Annotated in this window: 13 protein-coding genes; all 13 read right to left on the bottom strand. The window is 60.1% G+C overall.

Going from position 1 to position 13,312, the window contains the following annotated elements; all coding sequences use genetic code 11:
• Positions 1–21 precede the first annotated feature (21 nt).
• The 13 genes from KI797_RS05460 to aroB all read right to left on the bottom strand — a co-directional run bounded on the left by KI797_RS05460 (position 22) and on the right by aroB (position 13,299).
• Positions 22–357 carry a hypothetical protein gene (locus tag KI797_RS05460; protein ID WP_226171893.1) on the bottom strand — a complete coding sequence of 112 codons (336 nt, stop codon included), beginning with the start codon at positions 355–357 and terminating at the stop codon, positions 22–24.
• Positions 358–583: 226 nt separating this feature from the next.
• Positions 584–1,381 carry a DUF1338 domain-containing protein gene (locus tag KI797_RS05455; protein ID WP_042649569.1) on the bottom strand — a complete coding sequence of 266 codons (798 nt, stop codon included), beginning with the start codon at positions 1,379–1,381 and terminating at the stop codon, positions 584–586.
• Positions 1,382–1,530: 149 nt separating this feature from the next.
• Positions 1,531–3,000 (bottom strand): succinylglutamate-semialdehyde dehydrogenase, encoded by a 1,470-nt coding sequence (gene astD, locus KI797_RS05450; protein ID WP_226171891.1) that lies wholly within the window; start codon positions 2,998–3,000, stop codon positions 1,531–1,533.
• 65 nt (positions 3,001–3,065) lie between these two features.
• Positions 3,066–4,085, bottom strand: a complete 1,020-nt coding sequence (astA, locus tag KI797_RS05445; protein WP_025326162.1) for an arginine N-succinyltransferase — start codon at positions 4,083–4,085, stop codon at positions 3,066–3,068.
• A gap of 75 nt (positions 4,086–4,160) precedes the next feature.
• Positions 4,161–5,378, bottom strand: coding sequence for an aspartate aminotransferase family protein (locus KI797_RS05440; RefSeq protein WP_041205231.1), 1,218 nt, complete (start codon positions 5,376–5,378; stop codon positions 4,161–4,163).
• A 278-nt stretch (positions 5,379–5,656) separates the two neighbouring features.
• A complete protein-coding gene (locus tag KI797_RS05435; RefSeq protein WP_226171889.1) occupies positions 5,657–6,238 on the bottom strand; it encodes an aminodeoxychorismate synthase component II in 582 nt (193 codons plus the stop codon).
• A gap of 369 nt (positions 6,239–6,607) precedes the next feature.
• On the bottom strand, positions 6,608–6,823 hold the full coding sequence (locus KI797_RS05430; RefSeq protein WP_005329964.1) for a hypothetical protein: 216 nt from the start codon (positions 6,821–6,823) through the stop codon (positions 6,608–6,610).
• A 123-nt stretch (positions 6,824–6,946) separates the two neighbouring features.
• A complete protein-coding gene (gene trpS, locus KI797_RS05425) occupies positions 6,947–7,951 on the bottom strand; it encodes a tryptophan--tRNA ligase (protein ID WP_041205201.1) in 1,005 nt (334 codons plus the stop codon).
• A 17-nt stretch (positions 7,952–7,968) separates the two neighbouring features.
• The gene (locus KI797_RS05420) at positions 7,969–8,634 is read right to left on the bottom strand and encodes a phosphoglycolate phosphatase (protein WP_226171886.1); all 666 of its coding nucleotides are present in this window, start codon (positions 8,632–8,634) and stop codon (positions 7,969–7,971) included.
• Entirely contained in the window at positions 8,624–9,295 is a 672-nt protein-coding gene (gene rpe / locus KI797_RS05415; RefSeq protein ID WP_041205203.1) for a ribulose-phosphate 3-epimerase, read from the bottom strand. The genes KI797_RS05420 and rpe overlap by 11 nt, the downstream gene beginning before the upstream one ends.
• Positions 9,296–9,733: 438 nt before the next feature.
• Positions 9,734–10,606, bottom strand: a complete 873-nt coding sequence (locus tag KI797_RS05410) for a Dam family site-specific DNA-(adenine-N6)-methyltransferase (protein WP_226171883.1) — start codon at positions 10,604–10,606, stop codon at positions 9,734–9,736.
• Positions 10,607–10,676: 70 nt separating this feature from the next.
• Positions 10,677–12,227, bottom strand: coding sequence for an SPOR domain-containing protein (locus KI797_RS05405; protein WP_226171880.1), 1,551 nt, complete (start codon positions 12,225–12,227; stop codon positions 10,677–10,679).
• Positions 12,217–13,299 carry a 3-dehydroquinate synthase gene (gene aroB, locus KI797_RS05400; RefSeq protein WP_226171878.1) on the bottom strand — a complete coding sequence of 361 codons (1,083 nt, stop codon included), beginning with the start codon at positions 13,297–13,299 and terminating at the stop codon, positions 12,217–12,219. The genes KI797_RS05405 and aroB overlap by 11 nt, the downstream gene beginning before the upstream one ends.
• Positions 13,300–13,312: the final 13 nt, after the last annotated feature.

Raw genomic sequence — 13,312 nt, 5'->3', positions numbered from 1 at the left:
TGAAGAAATGAAATGACTGAGTCAGCCGAGAAGAATTTCCCCGCTTATTCGCACCTTCCCTAGGCCTTTGTCTTTATCTGAAAGATACGTGATCAAGTCCTTGAAATGAATTTTTAGCAAGTCCATTTCTTCGAACTCTGGAACCGCTGGTTCAGTAAACTCTATCGCCTCCAAAACGCCAGAGGCGTTGTAATATGCGAACACTCCTAAATTCTCAAAGTAATCACATGGAAATACAGACTCCTCCGCTCTTTTAAAAGAGTCAAATACTCCTCCTAATAATAATCTCACTTGGTCAGGAGTCATGCCAAACTTGATTTTCCCTGCCCCCACAAAGGGGGAAATTAAAAATCGCATAAAATACTCTCACTTAAAAATCAGTCACATGCTACAGACACAGTTCAGCATTTAGTTTCGGCATCATCTGTTTAATGGAATATTTCAATGATGTATATCAAATGACTTTATTCATTCCTTTGGGCAAGCGCTTAGCCCGACAGGGCACTACACCACAGCAATAATTTGACCGTATTTAATCCAAAATAAAAACGCCCCAGGCGGGGCGTTGTTTTCATGGTGGCCATTACATGGCGTTGGTGGATTCGAAGATCTTGTCGGCCGACGCTTCGACGAAGCCCGGGTAGAGCACGCCGTCGGCCTGCGGGTAGCGCAGGGCAAACTCGTAAAAGCAGCTTGGGATGGTGCGCACGCCGTCGCTGAAGGGCACCTCGGCCTTGTCCGCCATGGTGGAGGATTGCTCCAGCATCACCTGGGGATCCCCCTTCACCTCGCCGCCGACGGTGTTGAGCACGAAGCCCGCCGCTTTCAGGGCTGCATTGACCTGCTGGATGGTGTCGAAATCCTTCAAGCGGTTGATGTTGACGGTGAAGTGGTTGGCACGGTAACCCCAGGCGGCCATCCAGGCGGCGTACTCGCTCTCTGCCAGCAGCGTCTGGTAGTCGGCGTGGGAAACCTGCCAGGGGGCACCGGTGTAGAGGAAGGCTGGAGTGTCGGTCAGGTGATCGGGCACCTGATCCACCAGCTTGTGGATGATGGCCTGGGCGCCTTCCGAGAGTTCTTCCACCTTCAGCTCGCTGATGAACACCTTGGGCGCATCCGGATCGGCATGTTCGAAGTGCTTGGCATAGAGCTTCTTGGCCTTGAACACATACTCGCCTTTCTCCTCGTAGCCCAGGGCACGGAAGTGGGCCGCCAGTTTCTCGAGGCCGAGCTTGGGCAAGTTGTAGGTACGAAACGCCACGTGATCGTTGATGATGGGGGCTCCGCCCCCCAGCAGTTGGTGAACCTTGTGGGCACTGGGGGTGACTTGAATGTAGTTGTCCCACAGATGGCCAAACAGGGTCTCGATATCCTTTTGCATCTCTCTTTCCTTTGATTGCGGGTACAGACAAGGGCACCTGTTCAGTGCCCCTCTTTTATTTTCTTGCTATCAGAAGATCAGACCGGGGGTATGACGCAGTCGTCGGCAGCGTTGGGCCTCTCCTGCCACATCAACCCCCTCCTTCTCGATTAGAAGGTCAAACCCGGGGACAGCTGATCCGGCATCGCGGCCTTGCTATCTTCCACCGAGGCGACCGGATAGGCACAGTAGTCAGCGGCGTAGTAGGCGCTCGCCCTGTGGTTCCCGGAGGCACCGATGCCACCAAACGGCGCGGCACTGGAGGCGCCGGTGATGGGCTTGTTCCAGTTGACGATGCCGGCACGGATCCGCTTGAAGAAGTGGTTCCAGTCCGCCTCGTTGTCGCCGAGCAGGCCGGCCGAGAGGCCGAAGCTGGTGGCGTTGCCCTGGTCGATGGCGGCATCGAAGTCGTCGTAGCGAATGAGCTGCAGCAGCGGACCGAAGTACTCTTCGTCCGGCAGCGCTTTGATCACGGTCACGTCTATGATGCCCGGAGAGACGAAACCGGTGCCCGCTTCCAGGTGCTTGAGGCTGAGCAGGCTCTCGCCCCCCAGCTGTTGCAGCTTGGCTTGCGCCTCGACCATGCCGAGCGCCGCGCGCTCGCTTATCATGGCGCCCATAAAGGGTTGCTCGGCAGCATCATAGAGGCCGACCCTGATCTGGCCGACCACCTCCACCAGCCGTTTGACCAGGGCATCGCCGCGCTCGCCACGCTCCACGAACAGACGACGGGAGCAGGTGCAGCGCTGGCCGGAGGTGATGAAGGCAGACTGGACTATGGCATGGACGGCACCGTCGATGTCGCTCACGTCTTTCACGATCAGCGGGTTGTTGCCACCCATCTCCAGGGCCAGGATCTTGCCCGGTTGGCCGGCAAACTGCTGGTGCAGGAAGTGGCCAGTGCGTGACGAACCAGTGAAGAAGAGGCCGTCGATGTCCGGATTGCCCGCCAGCGCCTTGCCGGTCTCCACTTCGCCCTGCACCAGGTTGAGCACGCCCTTGGGCAGCCCCGCCTCCTGCCATACCTTGAGCATGGCCTCGGCCACCATGGGGGTCAGCTCGGAGGGCTTGAACACCACGGCGTTACCCGCGATAAGCGCAGGCACTATGTGACCGTTGGGCAGGTGGCCCGGGAAGTTGTAGGGGCCGAACACGGCGACCACGCCGTGGGGCTTGTGGCGCACGAACGCCTTGGCACCGGGCATGGGGTTCTCGACCGTGCCGGTGCGCTCGTCATGGGCGCGGATGGAGATGGCGATCTTGCCCTGCATGGCCGCCACTTCGGTGCGGGTCTCCCACAGCGGCTTGCCGGTTTCCCGGGCGATGGTCAGGGCCAGCGCTTCCTTGTGCTCGCCGAGCAGATCGGCATAACGGCGCACTATGGCCAGACGATCCTCGAGGGCCAGATCAGACCAATGGTAGAAGGCCGCGCGGGCAGCCTTGACGGCGGCGTCCACCTGGGTCTGGCTCGCCGCCTCCCCGCGCCAAATCACTTCGTTCCTGGCCGGATCTTTTGATTCGAACGGCTTGCCTTCGCCGGCCAGCCACTGGCCATCGATAAACTGGACTAAAGACATCATCAATTCACTCCCTGTGGTGCAGAGGCCGCCTCGGCAGCCTGCTTCAATGTGGTGATATGGATCCGTTATTCCAGATCGACGACCCGAACCATGTCGCCACTCTCCACCTTGAGGGCGGCCGCCATCTTGGGCGGTATGATGGCTTCGTGCTTGTCCAGATCGACCCGGATGTTGCCGTAGCAGGCGCGGTATTGTTCAAACCTGGCGTTGCAAACGAGATAGGTGTGACCGCCGATGGGTTCACCCACCAGCACCGCCAGCTTCTGGCTGCGGCGCACGCTGCGGATGTGCTTCACATCGCACTCGACGGTGGGGCCGGCATCGAAGATGTCGACATAACCACGGTTCACGAAGCCCTCGTCCTGCAGCATCTTGATGGCCGGACGGGTCTTCTCGTGGGTCTGACCGATGACGGCGCGTGCCTCGTTGCTCAGCAGATTGACGTAGATGGGGTACTTGGGCATCAGCTCGGCGATGAAGCGCTTCTTGCCGATGCCGGTGAGGTAGTCGACGGTGGGAAAGTCCATCGAGAAGAAATGCTTTTGCAGCCACTCGTAGAAGGGGCTGTGACCGTTCTCATCAGAGACGCCGCGCATTTCGGCGAAGACGGTCTTGTCAAACAGCTCGGGGTGCTCGGCCATGAATAGGAAACGGTGCTTGGAAAGCAGGCGGCCATTGAGCCCCTCGCGGGCGCATTCACGCAGAAACAGGGTGCACAGCTCGGAGTTGCCGGTGTAGTCGTTGGAGAGCGTGAGCGTCTCAACCACGTTGTAGATGCCGAGCTTGGGGGAAGAGTGCACCACCTTGCCGATGTGATAGTTGTAAAACGGCTGGGACAGGCCGACGGCCGCGTCGATGGCGCAGGTACCGACCATCTCGCCTGTCTCCAGATCCTCGGCCACGAAGAAATAGAGGCAATCGCCCTTGCCGGCGGGCTTGTCCAGGAAGGTCTGGGTCGAGGCATCGATCTTGCGTTGCAGCAGTTCATCGTTGACCGGCAACGAGGTCATACCGGTGCCGGATTCGATGGCACAGGTCTTGAGGCCGGCGAAGTCGCGCTGCTCGATAGGACGGATAACCAACATAAATGACAACTCCCTTTCATTGACGACAGGTGGGGTCCCGGCTCCTGCCGGGAGGGCTCCCCACCTCAATTTGGATCAGGCGTTAACCACCTGAGCAACCGCTTTCTCGAACCGGGCCAGCCCTTCCTTGATGTCCGCTTCCGGGATCACCAGAGAGGGGGCGAAGCGCACTACATTGGTGCCTGCTACCAACGCCATCAACCCCTGATCGATGGAGGCAAGCAGGAAGTCGCGGGAGCGACCCTTGAAGTCATCGTTCAGCACGGCGCCGAGCAGCAGGCCCTTGCCGCGCACTTCGCTGAAGCAGTGGTACTTGGCGTTGATGGCGTCCAGACCGTCGCGGAACAGCTGCTCGCGCTGCTTGATGCCGCTCAGCACTTCCGGGGTATTGACCACGTCGATCACCGCCTCGGCCACTGCACACGCCAGCGGGTTGCCGCCGTAGGTAGAGCCGTGAGTGCCCACTTTCAGGTGAGACGCGATCTCGGTGGTGGTCAGCATGGCACCGATGGGGAAACCGCCGCCCAGCGCCTTGGCGCTGGTGAGGATGTCCGGCGTGACCCCCAGACCCATGTAGGCAAACAGCTCGCCGGTACGACCGACCCCGGATTGCACCTCGTCATAGATGAGCAGGGCATTGTGCTTGTCGCACAGCTCACGCACCCCTTTGGCAAACTCGTCGGTGGGGCGAATGATGCCACCCTCCCCTTGCAGCGGCTCCATCACCACGGCACAGGTATTGTCGGAGATGACGGAGGCCAGCTCTTCCAGGTTGTTGTAGGCGACGTGGGTGATGTCGGCCGGCTTGGGACCGAAGCCATCGGAGTAGGCCGCTTGGCCGCCGACGCTGACGGTGAAGAAGGTGCGGCCGTGGAAGCCCTGATGGAAGGCGATGATCTGGGTCTTGTGGGCACCGAACTTCTCGATGGCGTAACGACGGGCCAGCTTGAGCGCCGCTTCGTTCGCTTCGGCGCCGGAGTTGCAGAAATAGACCTTCTCGGCAAAGGTGGCGGCGACCAGCTTCTTGGCCAGACGCAGGGCCGGCTCGTTGGTCATCACGTTGGAGAGGTGCCACAGCTTCTCGCCCTGGGTTTTCAGGGCTTCGACCAGCTTGGGATGGCAATGGCCCAGGCCATTGACCGCGATCCCGCCCGCGAAGTCGACATACTCGCGGCCTTCCTGATCCCAGACACGTGATCCCTCCCCGCGTACCGGAATGATCTTGGCCGGCGCATAGTTGGGAACCATCACTTCATCAAACACTTCACGTGTCACTGCCAACAACTCTGACATATTGCTCTCCTGCTATATCGCGGCAGAATAATCCACCGCCCAAAAGTTAAATCCGTGTAAACGTGGCGGAATTATCACAGAAAAAAAGTAAAAAGTCTGTAACTTAACCGCCAATGAGGAACAATGTTCGATTGCCTGTGAGATTTTAGGCAACCGCATTGCATAACGGCTCAGGGGGTGTTGGCAAGAGATAATTTGGGCAGGAAGGAGGGTGAATAAAGTGTCAGGGAAAATTTTTTTGGCCTCATTTCGATTATGAGACGAGGATCACGATTTTTTCAGGAAACGGCCAAAAAGTTGGCCAGCAACTGGTGTCCCTGCTCGCTCAAAATGCTCTCCGGGTGGAACTGAACTCCCTCCAGTGCCAGTGTTTTATGCCGCAGCCCCATGATCTCGTCCATGGAGCCATCGTCATGTTCGCTCCAGGCAGTGATCTCGAAACAATCGGGCAGGGAGTCATGCGCCACGATGAGCGAATGGTAGCGGGTGACCCGCAGCGGATCCTTGAGTCCCTTGAATACCCCCTCCCCCGTATGGCGGATGAGGGACGTCTTGCCGTGCATCACCTGACGGGCACGCACCACCTGGGCGCCGAACGCCTGAGCCAGGGACTGGTGGCCGAGGCAGACGCCGAGAATGGGTATCTCACCGGCAAAACGGGAGATGGCCGCCAGCGAGATGCCCGCCTCGTTCGGCGTGCAGGGACCGGGAGAGATCACCAGATGGCTTGGGGCAAGCCGGGCTATCTCTTCCAGACTCAGCTCGTCGTTGCGCCTGACCACCACGTCCTGCCCCAGGGCGCCAAAATATTGCACAAGGTTCCAGGTAAAGGAGTCGTAGTTGTCGATGAGTAGCAGCATGAGAGAACCCTGGGAATAGAACAGAGACGGTAAGCAGACTGCGCCTGCCGGCCGTCCACGGACAAACGCCGCGCATTCTGGCATGTCTGCCCCCGTTAATAAACCGCTGAGGGGTCATCACGCGGGCATGGATGGTGGCTTCTGGTTTTTACTCAGCAAAACATCCCTGCCATCTCGAAGACGTTGTCCCCATGAGGCTGACCAACCTATGCCCCTCAACGGGGAAACGGACGAGAACAGGCAGAAGACACCGGATAGCCCATGGGCTGGGCTCGGGAGCAGGAAGGGGGAAAGGCGGGCACGGCTTAAGTGCCGAAAGCGGGGTGTGGCATGGCAACCCAGCAGATGGGCAGAAGCCGGGAGAGCACCTCAGCGATCCAGATAACGTCCCTGCTCCAGCTCGCGCTCGCGCTGGCACTCGGCCAGATAGATGGCGGCAGCGATGGCCGGGGTCTTGTGGTGCTTGTCGATGGCATTGGAGACCATCAGCTGCAGGGTGTTGAGGTTCTTGGCCTTGCGAAACTTGCGCAGCCAGTTGCCCTTGTCACTCAGTTCTTCAATCGGGGTATGTGATTCGACAGACATGCTTTCTCTTGGGGCAAGAACCCGCGTTTGACATTGGAAGTTGAATTGACGAACCAGGGGTCGGGTAAAACAAAGAAAGCCAGGCAAATACCCAGCTCTCTACGACTACACCTTCCCAGTATGTCAGGCTCGAGGAACGAAGCCGACGACATCATATACGCTGGTCAGGGTTTTTTCAGCCCTTTCCCGCGCCTTTTGTGCGCCAGCCGCCAAAATTGCCTGCAGATGAGTCTCATCCTGACGCAGCTCGCGGAAGCGTGCCTGGATGGGCTCCAGCAGGGCGACCACGGCATCGGCCGTCTCGCTCTTGAGGTGGCCGTACATCTTGCCCTCGAAGTGCTGCTCGAGCTCGGGGATGGAGCGGCCTGTCACCCCGGACATCAGGGTCAGCAGGTTGGAGACCCCCGGCTTGTTCTCGGGATCGAAGCGCACCACGGCCGGCTCGTCGGAATCGGTCATCGCCCGCTTGATCTTCTTGACGATCTGCTTGGGATCTTCCAGCAGGCCGATGAAGTTCGCCTCGTTGTCGTCGGACTTGGACATCTTCTTGGTGGGATCCTGCAGGCTCATCACCCGGGCACCGTCGGTCGGGATGAAGGGCTCAGGCAGGGTGAATACCTCACCGTACAGGTTGTTGAACCGGGTGCAGATGTCGCGAGTCAGCTCCAGATGCTGCTTCTGGTCGTTGCCGACCGGCACCTGGTTGGCCTGATAGAGCAGGATGTCCGCCGCCATCAGCACCGGATAGCCAAACAGGCCGACGTTGACGTTGTTCTCGAAACGGGCGGACTTGTCCTTGAACTGGGTCATGCGCGACAGCTCGCCCATCTGGGTGTAGCAGTTCAGGATCCAGCCGAGCTCGGCGTGCTGCGGCACGTGGGACTGGATGAAGACGGTGCTCTTGGCCGGATCAATGCCGACCGCCAGATAGAGGGCGGCGGCATCCAGGCACGCCTTGCGCAGGGCGGCAGGCTCCTGGCGGGTGGTGATGGCATGCAGATCGACGATGCAGTAGAGGCAGTCGAAGTCATCCTGCATGTTGACCCACTGACGCAAAGCGCCCATGTAGTTGCCTATGGTCAGCTGGCCCGAGGGTTGGGCCCCGCTCAATACGATTGGTTTAGCCATGAATGTGTTGATCCTTGTTATTCAGCCAACAGGGCATCGAGCTCTGCAAACTGCTCGCATACCCAGTCAGGGCGGGAATCCGCGATGGGACGGCCATAGTTGTAGCCGTAGGTGAGCCCCACCACCTTCATGCCGGCGGCCTGGGCGGCCAGCACATCATTTTCGGAGTCCCCCACCATCAGGGTGCGGGACGGGCTGACGCCAAGCTCGTGGCAGGCGTGCAGCAGTGGATCCGGGCTCGGTTTCTTGACGGGCACGCAGTTGCCCCCCAGCCAGAGAGCGAAACAGTCGCCGATGCCGAGGGCATCCAGAATGGGCTGCACGAAGTGACTCGGCTTGTTGGTCACCACGGCCTGCCGGTAGCCGAGCGCCTGCAGGCGGCGCAGGCTCTGCTCCACACCGTCATACATGGCCAACCCTTGCAGCAGGCAGGCCTGATAGTGCTGGTCAAACAGGGGGCGGGCCCTGGCAAACAGCTCGGGCGCCTCGCGGTAATCGAGGGCACGCTGGATCAACTTGTCGGCGCCATTGCCGACCCAGGTGCGTACCACGGCTTCGTCAACCTCGGCCAGCCCCAGATCGGTCAGGGTGCGGTTGACCGCCAACGCCAGTTGGGAAGCGCTGTCGATCAGGGTGCCATCCAGATCGAACAGCACCAGATCGAAGGGACGTTCAACGGACATGAGCCAGCTCCGCCCGCATTTGATCGATCACCGCCTTGTAATCCGGCTTGCCAAAGATGGCAGAGCCCGCCACGAACATGTCAGCCCCGGCGGCGGCGATCTCGCGGATGTTCTCCACCTTGACGCCACCGTCGATCTCGAGGCGAATGTCACGACCGCTCTCATCGATCAGGCGACGCACCTGACGCAGCTTGTCGAGGGTGCCGGGGATGAAGCTCTGACCACCGAAACCCGGGTTGACCGACATCAGCAGGATCACGTCCAGCTTGTCCATCACATACTCGAGGCAGGTGAGCGGCGTGGCCGGGTTCAGCACCAGACCGGCCTGGCAACCCTGCTCCTTGATGAGACCCAGAGTGCGGTCCACGTGATCGGAGGCTTCCGGGTGGAAGGTGATCAGGTTCGCACCCGCCTTGGCAAAATCGGGCACGATGCGATCCACCGGCTTGACCATCAGGTGCACATCGATGGGGGCTTCGATGCCGTAGTCACGCAGGGCCTGACAGACCATGGGGCCTATGGTCAGGTTGGGGACATAATGGTTGTCCATCACGTCGAAGTGCACCACGTCGGCCCCGGCGGCCAGCACCTTGGCCACATCCTCACCCAGACGGGCAAAGTCGGCGGAGAGGATAGAGGGGGCAATCAGAAAGTCTTTCATCAGCGTCATCCATTGGCAGCGTGGCAGAAAAAGCGGCGCAATTTTACCGCAAACGTGAAATGAAAACGACCCGCAAGTGCAGAAGACGCGGACCGCGAGTCTCACCACAAACACGGAATGAAAACGACCCTCACCTGCAGAAGATGCGGACCGCGAGTCTCACCGCAAACGTGGAATGAAAACCACCCGCAAGTGCAGAAGACGCGGACCGCGAGTCTCACCACAAACACGGAATGAAAACGACCCGCACCTGCAGAAGATGCGGACCGCGAGTCTCACCGCAAACATGGAATGAAAACGACCCGCAAGTGCAGAAGACGCGGACCGCGAGTCCTGCCGCAATACACGCGATGACAATGACCCGCTCGTACAGCCGACCCGGATCTCGCTCTCGCCCAGTCAGAAACGACAACGGTCCCCGCAGGGACCGTTCATGATTCAACCGACGGAGACCAGTTCGGCCTCACCGGGGTAATGGCCCTGCTCGGGGGCGATGCCGGGCGGATAGAGCGCCAGCAACTCGGCTACCTTGTTGCGGCTGCCGCCGTTGCGGCTGATGGTGCGCTTGACCAGGATCTCGTCCAGCCGGGCCCCGCGGTAGAGCTCCCGGGTCAGCTCGATGTCGTGGTTGCTGATGAGCACTGGCACCCCCTTGTGGGCGGCGGTATGACGGGCCAGCCTGGCCAGCAGCGCCTGGTCATCCAGAGTGAAGCCGCCGGCCGAGTAGGTGGTGAAGCTCGCCGTGGTGGAGAGCGGCGCATAGGGGGGATCGCAGTAGATCACCCAATCCTCATCCGCCCTGGCCATGGCATCGGCATAACTCTCACAGATGAAGGTGGCCTTCTGTGCCTTCTCGGCGAAAGCCCACAGCTCTTTCTCCGGGAAATAGGGCTTCTTGTACGAGCCGAACGGCACGTTGAAACCGCCCTTCTTGTTGTAGCGACACAGACCGTTGAACCCGTGGCGATTCAGAAACAGGAACAGCTGAGACCTTTCGAACCCGGCTTCGGTCTGGTTGAACTGGGTGCGCAGCCGATAATAGGCAGTCTTGTGGTTGTGCTCGGCCACAAACAGCTTGCGCGCCTCGCGGATGAAGTTGTCCGGCTGCCGCTTGAGATGATTGTAGAGACCGATCAGATCCGGATTGATGTCGTTGAGCACATAGGCATCGTAATCCGTGTTGAGAAACACCGAGCCCGCTCCGACGAAAGGCTCCAGCAACACACGCCCGGCCGGCAAGCGCTCGGCAATCTCTTCGACCAGGGAGTATTTTCCCCCGGCCCATTTTAAAAACGCGCGTGTTTTTTTCATGGAAGTCCGGTGTTAAGAAGGCAATGCCCAAAAAAGGGGGACGATTCTACCCCCTTCGCCGGGCGACTGGCTATTGCTTCAATTCTTTTTGTATCTGGGCAAATGACTTGGGCCAGGGTTGTCCCTTGAGCAAGGCGGGGGTGAGCTTGCGGATCGCCGCCTTGGCCTGGGTGCTGTTGGCATAGTCGCCCTGCACCACCACGTACCAGGGGCTGCCACGGAAGCGGGTCTTGTAGACCCAGACCTTGCCCGCCAACCCATGCTCGGCCACGAAACTGTCGACCGCCTGGGTATTGCTCGCCCCCATCAGCTGGATGCTGTAGTGGTTCCTCACTTTCTTGTTGAGGGTTGCCGCCGGCGTCAGGGCCACCTTGGGCGCTGGCGCCGCAGCGGGCGTAGCCGCGGCAGGAGTGGGCGTCGCCTTGGCAACAGGTGCCGAGTTCTGTGTCTTGGGCTGTGCCGTTTCCACGGTCGGGGCCGCACGGGAACTCCCTCCAATCAGCTCGTCCACCACCGTCGTCGGCAGGGCGCCGCTGATGTTGGGCTGCGTCATCAGCTTTTCGACCACTTCGTCGGAGATGACGACACGTCGCCCCTCGTAATTGCTCGACTCCGTGGTGACTGTCTCGCTCTCGACCTTCTTGGGCAAAGTCTTGGCATCGGGCTGCCAATCCCGGGCAACCTGCTGGCCTCCCTGCTCCCCAGATGTCGTGCCACCGCCCTGAGTCGACTGGGACCCGCTCGCCGTGCCGATGCTGAGTGGATCTGTGGCGACAGGGTTGGGCAACGCCATCCCCTGGGACTGGGACGAGGCCGGGGTCTCACCCTTGCCCGCCTCCTCGAACAGAGGGAGGTAACTCAGCGCCAGCAAACCAGCGGCCGCCAGGGCCAGCACGGTCGCAATTTTCTTGACGGGCAACTCGGCCTGACGTTTCTTGGGCCTTCTGTCGGTCATGACATCCTCCAATGACTGCATGATGGCGGAAGGGTGCCCCCCCGCCCCCTTCAGGATCTCTTCCACTTTGGGCTTGGGCAAGAGGGCCGCCGGGATCTTCAGCTCCTTGGCCTTCTCATACAAGAAGATGCGCTGCTCCGGTGCGCTCAGTGGCGCGACTTCCAGCTCGAGCGCGGGCATGGCACGCCCCTTGAGGGCACTCTTCTGATCGCGACACCAGACGTCACTGCCCGAGAGCAGAATGGCCAGTTTATGGGGAGAGGCCAGTGTATCGTTGTGGCGACCAAGCGCCCACAGCTCCCCCACCAGTTCGGTCGGCAAGGTGTCGGCACGCTCGATCATGAGCAGCAGGGTGGAAGACTTGCCCTCCAGCATGCGGAAGAAGCTGTCGGCCAGCGCATCCTGTGCATTGAACAGGGGGCGCGCCACCACCTGCTGAAGCAGCAACTGGCGCACGTCTGCCATCTTCATGGCCGGACTGCCGATGAGGCTAACCACCCGCACCTGGTCAGGCAATTGGGCCAGCAGGGATTCACACAGGGTGCCACGGCCGCTGCCGGGCTTGCCGGAGAGAAAAATAAAGGGGTGATTGAACTCAATCAGATGCAGCAGCCGGTCAACCAGCTGCCGCTGGGAAGGCAGTTTAAGCAATTTGTTATTGGTCACGACCAGACTCGATCACCGCCATCAACTGCATATCCGTCACATCGGCCACTACCTGGGCCTGCCCGATCCCGACTGGTAACACCAGCCGCAGCTTGCCTTCCAGCACCTTCTTGTCACGGCGCATATGGAGAATGAAGGCGGCAAAATCCATCTCGGGCGGCGCCAGCACCGGCAGATCGGCCGCCAGCAACAGGTCGCGGACGCGTGCCACCTCTTGCGCCGTCATGTCGCCACGGGCCAGGGCCGTCTCGGCCGCCAGCATCATGCCCGCCGCCACCGCCTCCCCATGGAGCCAGTTGCCATAGCCCTTCTCTGCCTCGATGGCATGGCCGAAGGTGTGGCCCAGGTTCAGCAGGGCACGGACGCCGTGCTCGGTCTCGTCCTGACCGACCACGTCGGCCTTGATTTCACAGCAACGGCGAATGGCGTAAGAAAGAGCATCTGCGTCAAGGCGTTGCAGCCGCACCATGTTGACTTCGAGCCAGGAGAAGAAGGCCTCATCCCAGATGATGCCGTACTTGATCACCTCGGCCATGCCGGCTGCAAACTCCCGCGCAGGCAGGGTCTTGAGGCAATCGGTGTCGATGATCACATGCTTGGGCTGATAGAAGGCGCCCACCATGTTTTTGCCAAGAGGGTGGTTGACGGCGGTCTTGCCGCCGACGGAGGAGTCAACCTGGGAGAGCAGTGTGGTAGGCACCTGAATGAACGGAATGCCTCGTTGATAGCTTGCCGCAGCAAAGCCGACAACGTCGCCTATCACGCCGCCCCCCAGGGCGATGAGGGTGGTGTCACGACCATGACTGGTTTCCAGCAGAGCAGACATGATCCGCTCGAAGGTAGCCAGGGTCTTGTAGGCCTCGCCATCCGGCAATATCAGGTGTTCAACCTGAAAACCGGGCAGCAACTGAATGATCTGCTCAAGATACAAGGGGGCGACGACAGTGTTGGTCACTATCATGACCCGCTTGCCCTTGATCGTCTGCGTCAGCACCTCGGGGCGTTGCAACAGACCAGCAGCTATCTCAATCGGGTAGCTGCGCTCACCCAGTTCGACCTTCAACCTTTCCATGGACGTCCTCTAT

The organism is Aeromonas media, from assembly GCF_020423125.1.
In the GTDB taxonomy this organism is placed as follows: Bacteria; Pseudomonadota; Gammaproteobacteria; order Enterobacterales; family Aeromonadaceae; genus Aeromonas; species Aeromonas media.
The sequence above is the reverse complement of the archived record's forward strand: the minus strand, read 5'-3'. Positions and strand labels throughout refer to the sequence as shown.